General features: G+C 61.0%; 14 protein-coding genes. 5 read left to right on the forward strand and 9 right to left on the reverse strand.

Annotated features, from left to right (window positions below; all coding sequences use genetic code 11):
• Positions 1 to 132 precede the first annotated feature (132 nt).
• Complete coding sequence (locus tag FIV05_RS13255; RefSeq protein ID WP_152509871.1) at positions 133 to 1,032, forward strand: AraC family transcriptional regulator; 900 nt, start codon at positions 133 to 135, stop codon at positions 1,030 to 1,032.
• An 8-nt stretch (positions 1,033 to 1,040) separates the two neighbouring features.
• On the opposite strand, the gene FIV05_RS13260 is transcribed toward FIV05_RS13255, so the two are convergent.
• The 4 genes from FIV05_RS13260 to ychF all read right to left on the reverse strand — a co-directional run bounded on the left by FIV05_RS13260 (position 1,041) and on the right by ychF (position 6,536).
• Positions 1,041 to 2,816, reverse strand: coding sequence for an SLC13 family permease (locus tag FIV05_RS13260; RefSeq protein ID WP_152509872.1), 1,776 nt, complete (start codon positions 2,814 to 2,816; stop codon positions 1,041 to 1,043).
• 311 nt (positions 2,817 to 3,127) lie between these two features.
• The gene (locus FIV05_RS13265) at positions 3,128 to 3,811 is read right to left on the reverse strand and encodes a fumarylacetoacetate hydrolase family protein (protein ID WP_022998105.1); all 684 of its coding nucleotides are present in this window, start codon (positions 3,809 to 3,811) and stop codon (positions 3,128 to 3,130) included.
• Between the two features lie 165 nt (positions 3,812 to 3,976).
• Positions 3,977 to 5,275, reverse strand: a complete 1,299-nt coding sequence (locus FIV05_RS13270; RefSeq protein ID WP_152509873.1) for an MFS transporter — start codon at positions 5,273 to 5,275, stop codon at positions 3,977 to 3,979.
• A 160-nt stretch (positions 5,276 to 5,435) separates the two neighbouring features.
• The gene (ychF, locus tag FIV05_RS13275) at positions 5,436 to 6,536 is read right to left on the reverse strand and encodes a redox-regulated ATPase YchF (RefSeq protein ID WP_152509874.1); all 1,101 of its coding nucleotides are present in this window, start codon (positions 6,534 to 6,536) and stop codon (positions 5,436 to 5,438) included.
• Between the two features lie 232 nt (positions 6,537 to 6,768).
• Here ychF and FIV05_RS13280 point away from each other — a divergent pair, with 232 nt between their 5' ends.
• On the forward strand, positions 6,769 to 8,463 hold the full coding sequence (locus tag FIV05_RS13280) for a DUF4384 domain-containing protein (protein ID WP_173013835.1): 1,695 nt from the start codon (positions 6,769 to 6,771) through the stop codon (positions 8,461 to 8,463).
• Positions 8,460 to 9,065 (forward strand): OmpA family protein, encoded by a 606-nt coding sequence (locus FIV05_RS13285; RefSeq protein WP_152509876.1) that lies wholly within the window; start codon positions 8,460 to 8,462, stop codon positions 9,063 to 9,065. Before FIV05_RS13280 ends, FIV05_RS13285 begins: the two co-directional genes overlap by 4 nt.
• 51 nt (positions 9,066 to 9,116) lie before the next feature.
• Here FIV05_RS13285 and pth read toward each other — a convergent pair whose 3' ends face one another.
• Positions 9,117 to 9,905 (reverse strand): aminoacyl-tRNA hydrolase, encoded by a 789-nt coding sequence (gene pth / locus FIV05_RS13290; protein WP_152509877.1) that lies wholly within the window; start codon positions 9,903 to 9,905, stop codon positions 9,117 to 9,119.
• A 160-nt stretch (positions 9,906 to 10,065) separates the two neighbouring features.
• A complete protein-coding gene (locus FIV05_RS13295) occupies positions 10,066 to 10,689 on the reverse strand; it encodes a 50S ribosomal protein L25/general stress protein Ctc (protein ID WP_022998099.1) in 624 nt (207 codons plus the stop codon).
• Between the two features lie 344 nt (positions 10,690 to 11,033).
• Here FIV05_RS13295 and FIV05_RS13300 point away from each other — a divergent pair, with 344 nt between their 5' ends.
• Positions 11,034 to 11,381, forward strand: a complete 348-nt coding sequence (locus FIV05_RS13300) for a hypothetical protein (RefSeq protein WP_022998098.1) — start codon at positions 11,034 to 11,036, stop codon at positions 11,379 to 11,381.
• 1 nt (position 11,382) lies between these two features.
• Here the strand turns inward: FIV05_RS13300 and FIV05_RS13305 are convergent, their stop codons facing one another.
• Positions 11,383 to 12,069, reverse strand: a complete 687-nt coding sequence (locus FIV05_RS13305) for an MOSC domain-containing protein (protein WP_152509878.1) — start codon at positions 12,067 to 12,069, stop codon at positions 11,383 to 11,385.
• Positions 12,066 to 12,632, reverse strand: a complete 567-nt coding sequence (locus tag FIV05_RS13310) for a MarR family transcriptional regulator (protein WP_152509879.1) — start codon at positions 12,630 to 12,632, stop codon at positions 12,066 to 12,068. The genes FIV05_RS13305 and FIV05_RS13310 overlap by 4 nt, the downstream gene beginning before the upstream one ends.
• An 87-nt stretch (positions 12,633 to 12,719) precedes the next feature.
• Here FIV05_RS13310 and FIV05_RS13315 point away from each other — a divergent pair, with 87 nt between their 5' ends.
• Entirely contained in the window at positions 12,720 to 13,490 is a 771-nt protein-coding gene (locus FIV05_RS13315) for a hypothetical protein (protein WP_152509880.1), read from the forward strand.
• Positions 13,491 to 13,674: 184 nt separating this feature from the next.
• Here FIV05_RS13315 and FIV05_RS13320 read toward each other — a convergent pair whose 3' ends face one another.
• Positions 13,675 to 14,967 (reverse strand): amidohydrolase family protein, encoded by a 1,293-nt coding sequence (locus FIV05_RS13320; protein ID WP_152509881.1) that lies wholly within the window; start codon positions 14,965 to 14,967, stop codon positions 13,675 to 13,677.
• Positions 14,968 to 14,972: the final 5 nt, after the last annotated feature.

A 14,972-nucleotide genomic window follows, 5' to 3' on the forward strand; every position in this document is an offset into this window, starting at 1 on the left:
CAGTGCCTGTTTTGTCTTTCTGGAAGAAAGACCTTGTCCTTCCGGAATGTGCCGGTGTGAGGGGGGGGAAGTCAGCAAGATTTATCAAAAAGCATGGTGCTAGGGTCCCATCAATCGAACGGGGCCAAGACCATGACCAATCACGAAAAGCTCACACTCTCACCGCGGGACAACGGCTATGTCCGCCGTTTCACAAGGGTGATCGAATATATCTACGCCAACCTCGACGAGGATCCCGATCTGGCGACGCTTGCCGAGGTGGCGGCCCTTTCCCCCTCACACTGGCACAGGGTCTGGCAGTCGACCTATGGCGAATCCATCTTCGCGACGGTCAAGCGTCTGCGCCTTCACCGTGCCGCGGGAGACCTTGCCTATACGGACCTGGCCTTGCCCGTCGTCGCAAAGCGGGCCGGTTACGGCAGCCTTGAGGCCTTTTCACGCAGCTTCAAACAGGCTTACGGCCAGCCCCCGACCGCCTACCGCTCCTCCGTTTTCTCGCGCCGGGTTCAGCCGGCCAACGGTGGTGCACCACTTCCCAAACAGAAAGGACCAGCTCCAATGCATGACGTTTCCGTCAAAACCCTTCCGTCCGAAACCCTGGCCGTGCTGCCTCACCGAGGCGCCTACATGGAGATCGGCAAGGCGTTTGAGACACTTTTCGGCATTCTGGTGAGCCGTCAGCTGGTCGACCGGATCGGTGCGATGAAGGCGCTCTATTATTCCGACCCGACCCATGTTGCCGAAGATGATCTGCAGTCGGCTGCCGGAGCGGTCATAAACGATAGCTTCCCGGTCGATGCTCCGCTCGAAAAGCGGGAAACGCGTGCCGGTGACTACGCGGTGCTGCGTTACAAGGGACCCTACGCCGACATGAAATGGGCCTACGAGTGGCTTTACGGCGAGTGGCTGACGCAGTCTGGTCGTGAACCGGACGATGCGCCCTGTCTGGAAGTCTATCTCAACAACCCGCGCGACACGGCGCCGGCGGACCTTCTGACCGACATCTGCCTGCCTCTGAAGCCTGCTGCCTGAGCTCTGTTTCAGAGCGGCCAGAACAGCAGGATTGCCGGGATGCTGACGGTCAGGACGAGGAGCTCGAGCGGCAGGCCCATGCGCCAGTAGTCGCCAAAGCGATAGCCGCCCGGGCCCATGATGATGGTGTTGTTCTTGTGGCCGATCGGCGTCAGGAACGCACAGGACGACGCAACTGCCACCGCCATCAGAAACGGATCGGAGTTCACCTGAAGGGAATTGGCGATCTGGACCGAGATGGGCGCTGCAATCAGGCAGGTGGCAACGTTGTTCAGGAAGTCGGAAAGGGTCATCGTCACCACCATCAGGATGGCGAGGGTGACCCAGGCCGGAGCCGTTGAGGTGAGGGCGAGAATACCGTCGGCGATCAGCTGTGCGTTTCCTGCTTCCTCGAATGCCTGTCCAAGGGGGATCAACGAGCCGAGCAACACGATCACCTTCCACTCCACGGACTGATAAACCTCCGATCCGCTGATCAGGCCGGCGGCGGCATAGAAAATCACACAGGCAGCCAGGGCCACCGGGAGATAGGCAAGGCCGGCAACGGCTGCTGCAATCGCAACGGCAAAGCCTGCAATGGCCAGCCAGGCCTTGTTGCGCTGCATGACGCCCGTCTTGCGTCCTTCCAGAGGCAGAACACCAAGCCAGGCGCAGGCACTTTCCAGCCGCTCCGGGGTGCCCAGCAGCAGGAGCACATCACCCGGGCGTATCTCTTCGTGGCGAACGCGTTTCTGTACGCGGCGACCCTGCCTGGAAATGCCGAGCAAGGTAACGCTGTGGCCGTAAAGGAGACGCATGTCGAAACTCGACCGGCCGATGATCCGGGCATTGTCCGGCGCGATTGCCTCGATCAGTGACAGGGCGTCGTTGTTCAGGCCGCCCTTGTGCTGTTCTGAGCCGGCGAATTCCAGCTTGGCGGCGCCCATGAAGGCTTCGATGGCCTTGGGGTCGCCTTCCACGAACAGGTAATCTCCGGATTTGATCGCCTCGCGGCGGGCAAACCCGCGTACACGTCGGCCATTGCGGATGAGGCCGATGATGGCGACATCCTTCTCGTCGGCAACGGGGTAAAGATCGCCGACGGTAAGCGGCTTTTCTTCCGAGATTTCCCCGACCTTCAGTTCGGCCGCATAAAGGCTTTCGGCAAAGCCCTCCTGTTTCGGCTTGTCCCGGAAATGGCGGGGCAGCAGGCGCCAGCCGAACAGGGCAACAAAGGCAATGCCTGTCACTGCGACCACGAGGCCGACAGGGGCAAAATCGAACATCGAAAAGGGCGCGCCAAAGGCATCAGAACGATACTGTGCGATGACGATGTTTGGCGGTGTTCCGATCAGGGTGATCATGCCACCGAGGATGGTTGCGAAAGACAAGGGCATCAGGGAGAGGCCGGGCGAACGTTCCGCCTTCTTGGCTGCCTCCATATCGAGCGGCATGAGCAATGCCAGCGCGGCGACGTTATTGATGATTGCCGACAGACTGGCCCCGACAATGGCCATGAGACCGATATGCCGCGACAGACCTCTGGACGCGGAAATCACCACGCCCGCAATCAATTCCACAGCGCCTGAGTTCATCAGCCCGCGCGAGACGACCAGCACGAGGGCAATGATCATGACAGCGGAATGGCCGAAGCCGGAGAAGATTTCCTCGGAAGGGACGAGACCCAGGAACGCACCCAGGATCAACGCGCCAAAGGCAATGAGATCGAAGCGGATACGGCCCCAGACCAGCAGTGCGAAGACAGTGCCGAAGAGGACGAACAGGGCAATCTGGTCAAATGTCACGAACAGGCTCCGGCAACGACTTCAAAATCCGGGTTCGACCTGAACATGGCCGACCCGCAATCTCAAGACCACTTAAAGGACTTGGTCCGTCTTCCTTTGCATTTCCGGCCGAACGGAGCTGGACAGCGCCGTTGTCGGAGAAACCGGGACCACGACTTCTAAACACGGATTGCCACTAAAAGGTTCCGCAGCTTTCAAGGGCGTGAGAAGGCCAATAAGATCGGGCCTGGAAAGTGGCTGCTTTCCGGGCCCTTGCAAAGCGGCAAAACCGGGGATTTCAACGCGAGCGCGCCCACGCCCACCCGGGCCTGTCAAATGACCCTGACGGTCAGCTCCGGCAAGCCGTCGATGGTCGCCAGCATGAGGTCGCCGCGCTGGACGGACCCGACACCCGCGGGAGTTCCGGTCAGGATGACGTCGCCCGCACCAAGCTGGAACAGCTCTGACAGCTTGGCGATGATTTCCGGTATTTTCCAGATCAATTGATTGAGGTCGCCTTCCTGGCGAAGCTCTCCGTTCACGCTGAGAGCAATCCGGCCCTGGTCGAGGAAGCCGCTGTCTGCCGCCGGCATGATCCGGCCGATAGGGGCAGAGCGTTCAAAAGCCTTGGCGGCTTCCCACGGGCGCCCCGCCTTCTTGGCCTCGGCCTGCAGGTCGCGGCGGGTCATGTCGAGGGCAACGGCGTAGCCGTAAACATGTTCAAGTGCACTGGCTGCCGGGATGCTGCGCTTGCCGGACTTCAGAACGACCGCAAGTTCGACCTCGTGATGCACGTCGCTGGATAGGGGCGGATAGGGAAATTCGCCGGAAGGATCGAGGTTGTCCGGGTTCTTCTGGAAGAAGAACGGCGCTTCCCTGTTCGGATCGTGGCCCATCTCCACGGCATGAGCGGCATAGTTTCGACCGACACAATAGACCCGGCGGACCGGAAAACCCTTCTGGCTTTCGCTGACGGGCAGGATCGTGGGGAAGGGAGCCGGAATGACGGTCGACATCGCAGACACTTTCGAGAATTGACGAAAGCCTGCTTGTACCGGGTTCGGCAGCATCCTGTCGAGCAGGAGTTGTGTTCGACCCGGTGGAGCCAGCCTATGCCGCGTGATTTGTTGGGCACACCAGAGGCGGTCAGGCCGGAATGCAGGCGGTCCTGTTGCCTTGAACTAATTTGGAGCCGGCTCCGCTTCTTCGTCCTGGCTGATACTACCGTCCTCCGAAGGCATGAACCAGATGACCACGAAGGCCAGCAGGCCGGCAGCGATCATGTAGAACGCCGGCGCGAGCTGCAGGTGGGTCTTGTCGATCAGATAGGTGGCAAACAGCGGTGCCGTGCCGCCAAAGAGCGCCAGCGGGATGTTGTACCCTATGGAATAGCCGGTCACGCGCACGGACACCGGGAACAGGCCGACCATGGAGGCCATGAGCGGGGCAAAGAAGGCGGTTAGAATAACGGCCATGCCGAGCTGGCCCAGAATGACCATGACCGGATCCGGATGATGCACCAGCCAGAACATCGGCAGGGCAAAGAGGGCGACACCGCCCGATCCGAACAGCAGTATGGTTCTTCGGTCGATCCTGTCGGCGAGATAGCCGACAATAGGCAACAGCAGCATGAAGACGACCATCACGCTGGTATTGATCGTCAGGGCCCGGCTTTCCGTGAACTTGACGTAGTCGACCAGGTAGGACGTGAGATAGACGAACGTCAGATAGAAGCCGACGCCGTTCAGGATGTTGCACGCTATCGTCCGCAGCAGGGCAGGCCGGTGGTTGCGCAGGACCTCGCCAACCGGAGCGCTGACAGGATCGTGCGAGGAGGGCGGTTGATCCCTTTCTTCTGACTTGGTGCCGCTGCGGATCATGAAACCGGTCAGGCCGACCAGCAGGCCGAAGGCGAAGGGAATGCGCCATCCCCAACTTCCCAGATCGTCCGCCGGCAGGAGGCCGGTTGCCAGTGCCGCCACGCCGGAACCGAGCAGAATGCCGAATGTTGCCCCGACCAGGGCCCAGGAAACCGTGAAACACCGGCGCTTGGGCGGGGCGATCTCGTAAAGGTAGACGGTTGAACCGGTGTATTCCCCGCCGACGGAAAGCCCCTGCAGCAACCGCAGCAGCGTCAGCAGCACGGGTGCGGCAATGCCAATCTGGTCGTAGGTCGGCAAGAAGGCGATCAGCGTTGTCGGAATGGCCATCAGGGCGACCGACAGCAGAAGGGCCCGGCTGCGGCCGGTGTTGTCGGCAATATGGCCGAGCAGCAGACTGCCGATGGGACGCATGAGGAAGCCTGCCGCAAAGACACCGAAGGTGCTGATCAGGCTGACGGTCGGATCGTCACTCGGGAAAAACTGTTGCGCAAGGATGGGGGCAAGATAGCCGTAGACGGCGAAATCATACCATTCCAGCGTGTTTCCCACCGTTCCCGCAATGATCTTGCGGATCCTGGTGTCGCTTCGTCCCGCCATATTGGCCCCTCCTGCAGGTCGAATTCCCGTTTGTCCGGGTAACCCTAGAGGGGATGTCTTTATCTTCCGTTTCCGTGCCTTCTGAGGCAGGCGGCTGACCGGGAGGTGGAAGCGGACGGGAAACGCGCAGGCGGCGCCTGGCTGCCTGCGCGGGATTTCGTCAGGTGTTGAATTTGAAGAGCAGGACGTCGCCGTCCTTGACGACATATTCCTTGCCTTCGTCGCGTGCCTTGCCCGCTTCCTTGGCTGCGGTTTCACCGCCAAGACCGACGTAATCGTCGTAGGCAATGGTCTGCGCGCGGATGAAGCCGCGTTCGAAATCCGTATGGATCACGCCGGCTGCGCCCGGGGCCTTGGTGCCTTCGGTGATGGTCCAGGCGCGGGTTTCCTTCGGGCCTGCCGTGAAATAGGTGATCAGGCCCAGCAGGCCGTAGCCCGCGCGGATCAGCCGGTCGAGGCCCGGCTCTTCAAGCCCGATGGTCTCCAGGAACTCTTCCTGTTCTTCCTTGTCGAGCTGGGAGATTTCCGCCTCGATGGCAGCGGAAATCACGACGGCGGCAGCACCCTCTGCCTTCGCCTTTTCGGCGACCTTGGCGGAGAGGGCATTGCCTTCGCCTGCGGATGCCTCGTCGACGTTGCAAACGTAGAGAACCGGCTTTGCAGTCAGGAGGTTCAGACCCTTCAGGATCTTCTCTTCATCCGGACCGGACGCTTCAAGAACGCGTGCCGGCTTGCCGTCCTGCAGCAAGGCCAGGGCGGCTTCCATGACGGGCAGCACAGCCTTGGCTTCCTTGTCGCCGCCGGAGGCCTTTTTCTTCAGCGGCGCAATGCGGCGTTCAAGGCTTTCCATGTCGGCGACCATGAGTTCGGTCTCGACCGTTTCGGCATCGGCGATCGGGTCGACGGTTCCTTCCACATGGGTGATGTCGTCGTCTTCAAAACAGCGCAGCACGTGTGCGATGGCATCGACTTCGCGAATGTTGGCCAGGAACTGGTTGCCGAGGCCTTCGCCCTTGGAGGCGCCGCGCACGAGCCCGGCGATGTCGACAAAGGTGATGCGCGTCGGAATGACTTCCTTGGACCCTGCGACTTGACGGATTGCATAGAGGCGCGGATCCGGAACGGCAACTTCGCCCGTATTCGGCTCGATGGTGCAGAACGGATAGTTGGCAGCCTGTGCAGCTGCCGTCTTGGTGAGCGCGTTGAAGAGTGTGGACTTGCCGACATTCGGCAGTCCGACAATGCCGCACTGGAAACCCATGGGAGTTCGCTTTCGGTTGGTCTTGAGACTTTGCAGCGCTAAATGCCCGAGCCGGGTCAAGAGGTCAAGGCTTTGGCGGACTGCGGGCGGGTGTTTGTCAAGAGCATGTCAGGATGAAGCGACAAAAGGAAAGGCGTCCGGCGATGTGATTGGGCTGAAAGCTTCCCTCCGGTTGTTTATCGGTTATAGTCGTGTGGGTGTTTTGGGCGATTGTTTTGGGAATTGGGACGCGATGATTTTCAGTCGCAAGAAACACGGGTTTCTGTGTGCATTTTCCGGCAGCCTGTTTGCCACCCTGGCTGCCGTCACCACTTGTGCCACTGTCTTCTCGGCAAGTCCGGCATCGGCTCAAAGCTTCAATCCACGTGATCTGACGGGCCTTCTGGGCGATGCGCCGATCGATCCTGCGCTGCTGGAAGGCGTCGGACAGGTAAATGTCACGCGGGCCTATATCCCCGACGCGATCGACCTGTCGCCAATGATGCCACCACCCTTGCTGCAGACATACGGCAGCTGTGTTTCCTATGCCATCGGGTATGCCATGCGCGGCTATTACGCTGCGCTTGAAAACAACGTGGAACCCGGCAATCGCACCTTCACGCCAAGTCCGGCGTTTCTCCATTCGCAGATCCGCAACCGGCAGGAGGCCTGTGAAACCGCCGGAAGTCATGCGCTTCTGGCGATGGCCTATTTCAAGGGCAACGGCTCTCCCGACCAGGACGACATTCCGGACGCCGCCATGTGTTCGGAACGGGTGGAAACCGCAACGATGGCCCCCGACAGGTTCCGCATTCGAGACTTCCTGTTCGTGTTCGACAAGGGCCGCCAGCGCCGCAACGCGACGGACCGGGATCTGGATGCGATCAAGCAGCAGCTGGCGGCGGGGAACCCCGTGGCCACGGGGTTCCTGATGGTCGGCGTGGTGCCGTCCTCCCAGACGCCGGACGGGGTGACGCTGCAATATCTGAAATCGGGAGAGATCTACCAGGGATCGCTCGGGCGTCACAGCGGGGCCGCCGGAGGACACCAGATGGTGTTCGTCGGGTACGATGAACGGCGTCAGGCATTCCTCGTCCAGAACTCCTGGGGGCCTTACTGGTCCGGAGACGGGTATGGCTGGATCAGCTACGAAGCAACGAAGGCCGACATGCACAACGCGTCGATCATGCGCACGTCCATCGTGCCGCCGCGGCCGGTGCCCGGGCTGACCAGAACCGACCGGGACAATGAGGTGGCCTTTGCGGGGGATAGCTGCAGCAGCCTTTACGTGAGCGAAGATACGCCGGACGGCATGCCGCTACTCGCAGGTTTCGTGAGCACTCAGGAAGCGCTCCGGAAACTGGAAGCGGAGTTTCCACCCGAGCAGCTTCAGAAAATCGATGTCAGGCCCTGGCCCGTGTGTGAAGCCCTGAAGACCCTTGCCCGGCCACTGGCGGAACCTTCGCGCCCGCGCATTCGGCTCCTGGGTGGCAGCGCGGATCTACGCTACGGAGATTCGCTGGCCTTCGAGGTAACTGCGCCGGACTTCGCCTCGTTTCTCTACATCGTCTATCTGCAGGCCGACGGCACTGTGGTGAACCTCTTGCCGCGTCGCGGTCCGGTGCGCCAGCAGGTGCAATTCGGCGACCGTTTCGTCTACGGCGACGGCCGGCAGGGGCGTCAGAAGTTCACCGTGCAGCCACCTGCCGGATCGGAAGCCATTATCGTGATTGCAGCTCATAGCCCTGTCATCCAACTGGAAGAGCTGGAAAACGGCGGCTCCGGGCAATTCTCCATGCCAGTGAGCGCTGAAGGCGGCGCCGGTACCGCGGACGACAGATATTTCCTGACGGCATTGCGGGCAGGGATGGCGGACCGGCCGGACGAAATGAGCCTGCCACGTGAGATTTCTGCAGCCGTCCTTCATTTGACGATCCGGGAAGAGTGACACTCAAAGGTTTCGACATGCGCTTTCTTATCGAATTTGCGACCGCCCGCCTGGCATTGGCACCCGTTCTGGCACTGCTGGTCCCCTTGATGCTGCCAGCCGGCGTTTCCGCCCAGTCCGTCACGCCGGATCAGATCATCAACGCGTTGTTGCCTGACGCCGGCGCGCCGAAATCCCGGTCCATGCGAAAGCAGGAACCGCACCCGTTTCGCGGGATCAGCATAGAAGGCCAGTTGCCGCCGGAAGTGGAGCTGCCGCGCATCAATCTGACGGTCAATTTCGAGTTCGATTCCGCCTCACTGACCAACGACGGCATTCTGACGTTGCAGGCGCTTGGACAGGCCTTGCAGGATCCGCGGCTCAGGAACATGCGTTTCCAGATCGCCGGGCACACGGACCTGCGCGGCACGACGGCCTATAATCTGGACCTGTCGAAACGAAGGGCCTTCATGGTCGCGGAGTTTCTGGCTGCCTTTTATACAATCCCACGTGAACGGCTTGTGCCGGTGGGCTACGGCGAAAGCCGTCCTGTCGATCCGGGTGATCCGGCCAGCGGCCGCAACAGGCGTGTGGAGATCATCAACGTTCAGCCGCTGTCCTGACCGCCAAATGCAGGCAGCCCGGTTGCGCTGGTGTTCGTGGAGGGAACTGCCTCAGTCGCCGCCGCCGAGCAGCTTTTTCAGCATGTCAGCCATGGGCCCTGACTTGGGCAAGTTGACTGACTTGCCTTGCCGGGCCTGGCGGATATGGCTCTGGCCCTTGGGTTTGGCTGGTGCGGGGGTGCCCTGTCCGGGAGCAACGGCCTTGGCGGCTCCGGTTGTGCCGTCCTTTGCCTTGCCCTCCTGGCTCTTGCCCTTGCGCTGTGCCTTTTCCGGCTCCAGGGCCAGGGTCAACTTGTTGGCAAACTGGCTGTCCTTGCCTTCGGCCAGCAACGGAGCCTGATCGGCGACTTCCGTCAGGAGCGGTTCCAGCCAGTCCCGATCGGCCTTTGCGAAATCACCCAGCACGTAGTTGGACACCAGCTTCTTGTCGCCCGGATGACCGATGCCGAGGCGCAGCCGGCGGTAGCTTTCGCCGATATGCGCCGTGATTGATCTCAGACCGTTGTGGCCGCCGTGGCCGCCGCCGATCTTCATGCGGAATTTCGCGGGCGGCAGGTCGAGTTCGTCGTAGATGACGACAATGTCTGCCGGCTCGATCTTGTAGAACCGCATGGCTTCGCCGACAGAGCGGCCGGATTCGTTCATGTAGGTGCTGGGTTTCAGCAGCAGGACCTTTTCCGAGCCGAGGCGGCCTTCGGAAACCTGACCTTGGAAACGGGCTTTCCAGGGCTGGAAGCCGGAGTGGCGGCGATGGATCTCATCAACGGCCATGAAACCGATATTGTGCCGATTGCCTTCGTATTTGGCGCCCGGATTGCCCAGGCCGACGATCAATTTCATGGTGTGCCTTTCAAGGTAGAGCGTGCTGCATGTAGCGCAATGCAGACCGGCTGGCTAATCCTGAAACAAAAAAGCAGCCGATGGCGGCTGCTCTGCAAGTTTTCCCGCAAGGGGAAGGGAGGCGGAGGCCGCCTCCCGATTTTTAAAGCAAGGCTGCAGCTTATTCAGCTTCGCCTTCACCTTCTTCTGCTTCAGCTTCGTCGTCGGTCTCTTTCATACCGGCCGGAGCAGCGATCGTGGCGATGGTGAAATCGCGATCGGTGATGGTCGGCTGGCAGCCTTCCGGCAGCTTCACTGCGGAAATGTGCAGGCTGTCGCCCGGCTGTGCCTTGGCCAGGTCGATTTCGAGAGCTTCCGGAATGTTGTCGGCCGGAACGGTCATTTCGACGGTGTGGCGAACAATGTTCAGGACGCCGCCCTTCTTGATGCCCGGGCAGGTTTCTTCGTTCAGGAAGTGAACCGGAACTTCAACCGTCAGCGTGGAGCCCTTGGCAACGCGCAGGAAGTCGACGTGCATGACGTCGTCGCGTACCGGGTGCAGCTGGAAATCCTTGGCAATAACCTGATGCTTTTCGCCGTCCACATCGATGATGCCGATGTGTGTAAGGAAACCACCCTTGTGCAGGGTAATGGTGGTTTCTTTCACCGGAATGGTGATCGGCAGTGCCTGTTTCTTGTCGCCGTAGATCACGGCAGGGAGAAGGCCTTCGCGACGCAGTGCCCGTGCGGCCCCCTTGCCCACCCGGTCCCGTGCCGACGCCTTCAGCTCATAGCTGGCAGCCATGGCAAAACTCCTTCGAGTGTATAGGTAACGGACCGGCGAACCACCGTGCCAGAAGACTCATGTTGTCCGGGATCGGTCCAGAAGCGCCTCCTCCAGGGGTGCAGGCGCGAGCGCGGATATACCCAAAGCGCAAGGAAAGTGCAAGTCCGCAGTCGCTCGTTTGTCGCAGGGAACTGCGGAAATTTCAAGCTGGTCACCTGCAAACCGGTCTGTAACACAGATTTGCTGAACCTTCCGGTTGACCGATTGGCTCATCCGGAAGAGGCTGCGATCCTCTGTGCGGTTGTGTCTCCCGCTGTCCGAACCCGTTTTCCTGTCCTTCCCTGTCTGAAAGAATCGACCCAATGGCCATCGATGAAGACCTCAACGACCGCTTGCGCGAGGCGCTTGGAAACAGGGCAGGCATCAGCGAAAAAAGGATGATGGGCGCAATGTGCTTTCTGCTGCACGGCCACATGATCGCGGGTGCCGACCGCACCAGGGAGGGCGAACGGCGTTTCATCTTCCGTCTTGGCAAGTCCAGCCATGCTGCCGGGCTGGCACTGCCGGGTGCTGAACCGATCGTACAGGGCGGGCGCACGTTGAGTGGCATGTTCTTCGTCGGTGAGGACGATTGCACCGACGAAGTTCTGCAAAACTGGCTGGATCTTGCCATCGCCAATGCTTTGACACTGCCGCCGAAAGGTGCCTGACCTATCCGTTGAGCCTTTTCGATGTGTCTTCCTGAAAGGCCGGATCGGCCTTTTTTGCGAAGGAGACACGCCAGGGTTCAGCCAGCTCTTCGAGTTCAGACAGGGCCTTTGCCACCGCCGGATCCAACCGAGGGTTGAACCGTGCGTGGATGACCTCGCGCAGGTTCCAGTCCGGGCAGGGGCGTTCAACGACGGTCAACTCGTCGCCTGCCTGAAACGACCCTTCCTGCAGCACCCGGAAATACCAGCCGGTTCGGCCTGTCTTCTGGAAATGGGCTGCCTGCGTGGGGTTGTCTGTATGCATGTTCAGCTTCCAGCAGGGCTGCCGGCCCTGGGAAATCTGCATGCGGACCGTGCCCGCCGACAGGATGTCGCCGATGCACAGGTCTTCCTCGGTAAAGCCTTCTGAAGCGATGTTCTCGCCGAAACCGCCTGGCTGATAGATTTCCGCCTTTTCCGGAAAGGTGTCCCGCCAGTGGGCATAATGCTCCGAGGGATAGATATGCAGTGCCTTTTCCGGTCCGCCATGAACGGAAAGATCCGCCTGACGGTCGGTGGTGATGCCGGTGGAGGTGACCTGCAGGATACCATCTGCGCGGGTCTTTCGGATGGCAGACGGCTCCTTGCCCTCCCAACGGTGTTCTGGTTCCCCGGTGAAGAGGGAGACGATACGGGCTTTGGCGGTCATGGCTGATGGCTTTCGGCTGGTGTGTGTTCGTGGCAGAGCTGTGCGGCATCGACCGGCGAGAGCGGCACGTTGAGCAGCTGGCAATAGCCCCCCGTTTCCCTTGCCTCGTGATGGCGGCAGGTGCGGCAGAGACCGAACGAGCGGCCACCCCGCTGGTGCAGCATCGTCAGGACAAGTGCTTTCAGGGACGAGGCCAGAGACGCAGCGACGTCCGGCGGCAAGGCGTCGATGACTTTCTCCAGAGACGAAGGGTCCTGCAACAGGTCACGACCAGCCTGGGTGACGTCATAACGAATGCTGCGCTTGTCTTCGTCCGAGCGCGTTTCGGCAATCAGCTCCTTGCGGGAAAGCGCCTTGAGTGTCTGCGAAGCCGTGCCGCGAGTCGTTGCCAGAAAATCGGCGACATGCGAGGGCGCGCGTGAGAAGCGGTTTGCCCGGGCAAGATAGTTGAGCGCAGCAAACTGTGACGGGTTCAAAGGCCCGTTCCATTCCTCGGCAGCGGCAAGACGCGTCAACCGGTCGATCAGGTCGCGAAGGGTCTGTGTATCGGTTGGAGCAAACATGCTCTCTATGTAGCGAGTCGAAATTAAATTTGCAATAGTTTCGACTCGCTACTAATAAGGTTGCATCCTCAATCAAGGAGAAAGCCGATGTACAAATCCATTTCCCAAGCTGTTTTGATTGCCGGAGTGTCGGCAATTGCCCTGCCGACTGTGGCATTTGCAGGCGGCAGTCATGCGCTTCACCAGACGGGAGCAATCCTGTCGCCGGACAACCCGGAGATCGACCCGAATTTCGACATCCTGGCCGCCCATGTGCACCGCAAGGGGCGTGTCGTAACCTTCCACATGACACTGAAGGGAACGGCCGGTGCGAGCGTGCCGGAGGCAAACGGTGCGGTCGCAGGGGCGCCGGTGCAGTCCTATGTCTGGCCAACGTCACTGAAGCCGGAAACGGTCGGGTTTGAAGGGGGGGACGGCATCCTTGCGCTGGTGGCTACCAGCCATCCGGATTTCGATGACACACCGCTTTTTGATGAAGATGGCGACGGCGACCTTCTGAACGATGGCGCGAAATGGCACTCGCACTGGGTGGTGCTGACACCGAACGAGGCCTGCGGTGCCGGCGCACTCTCCGTGCAGGATATTCCCGATGGCACCAACCCGAAGATGCCGGCCACCTGGCCGGGCCTGCCGATCTACATCGACAGCCCTGGATTTTCACCCGTGTTGGAGGCAGAGGAAATTACCCTCAACGTGGCCTTTGCCGATGAAAGCACTGTTGAGCCCCTGTCGTATGACGGCGTCACGTCGGCCCTGCGGGTGAACCAGAACGTCCACGCCCCACTGCTGTGCGTCGTCGACGTCTTCGACGTTGCCTCCGGCGATCTCAGCCTGCCGGGAAAATTGACCGGGAACTGAGCCGTATCAGCACCAACCACTCACCGCGTTATTGCCGGGCTTGTCCCGGCAATCCATGCCGCGACCGGGCCGGGTCCCTAGGTTGTGTCTGGGGCAGGGAAACGGCATGGATGCCATGGTCGAGCCATGGCATGACGGAGTGTGTGGGGGCTCCGAGGGGCAGGGGCCGAACTTGGAAAGACCGTCAGCCCTCGTGCGGAGCGTAGGAGGCCGGGTCGACCTGGGCCGGACGTCCGGGGAGGGTGAGTTGCGCCTGCCGGGCCGGGGTTGTTGCGATCACCTTGCCGGACTTGACGACTGCAAGACGCGTTGCCTTCAGGCGAATGGCCTCGATCGTGTCGCGGGCCTGCAGCAGCACGAAATCCGCCTTGCAGCCTTTGTCCAGGCCGTACCCTTCCAGGTTCATCGCCTTGGCCGGGTGCGCGGTGACGCAGTCGTAGCAGTAGCGGATGGCGTCGCGGCTGGTCATCTGGGCAACGTGTAGTCCCATGGAGGCGACCTCCAGCATGTCGCCGGAGCCCATCGAGTACCAGGGGTCCATCACGCAGTCGTGGCCGAAGGCGACATTGATGCCGTAGGACCGCATCTCCGGAACACGGGTCTGGCCGCGGCGCTTGGGATACGTGTCGTGGCGGCCCTGCAGCGTGATGTTGATCAGCGGGTTCGCAATGGCATGCACTTCCGCTTCGGCGATCAGCGGCAGCAGCTTGGAGACGTAGTAATTGTCCATGGAATGCATGGACGTCAGATGCGATCCGGCAACGCGACCCTGCAGCCCGAGGCGCTGGGTCTGATAGGCGAGCGTCTCGATATGGCGCGACATCGGATCGTCGGTCTCGTCGCAGTGCATGTCGACCATCAGCCCGCGTTCGGCCGCGATTTCGCACAGCCGCGCGACCGATCGGGCGCCGTCGTCCATGGTGCGTTCGAAATGCGGAATGCCGCCGACGACGTCGACGCCCATGTCAAGTGCCGTCAGAAGGTTCTTCTCGGCGCTGGCAGAGCGGTAAAGCCCGTCCTGGGGGAAGGCGACCAGTTGCAGGTCGATGTAGTCCTTCACCTTCTCGCGCACTTCCAGCAGGCCTTTGACGCCGGTCAGCTTGTCGTCGCAGACATCCACATGGGTGCGGATTGCCAGCAGTCCCTGCGAGACGGCCAGATCGCAATATCTGAGGGCCCGCTCGACAACGGCATCTACCGTCAGGATCTCCTTCAGTTCTCCCCAAAGCGCGATGCCTTCCAGCAGCGTGCCGCTGCGGTTCATGCGCGGCAGGCCGAGCGACAGCGTCGCATCCATGTGGAAGTGGCTGTCGACAAACGGCGGGGAAACAAGGTGTCCGCCAGCATCGATCACCTGGCCGGCGTCCGCCGTGATCCCGGCTTCCACAGCCTCGATACGGCCGTTCCGGCAGGCAATGTCGAGGCCGTGGCGGCCGTCTGGCAGGTTGGCGTTCTTGACGAGGAGATCGAAACTCATGGAAT

The sequence above is a fragment of the Labrenzia sp. THAF191a genome, from assembly GCF_009363335.1.
Lineage (GTDB): Bacteria > Pseudomonadota > Alphaproteobacteria > Rhizobiales > Stappiaceae > Roseibium > Roseibium algicola.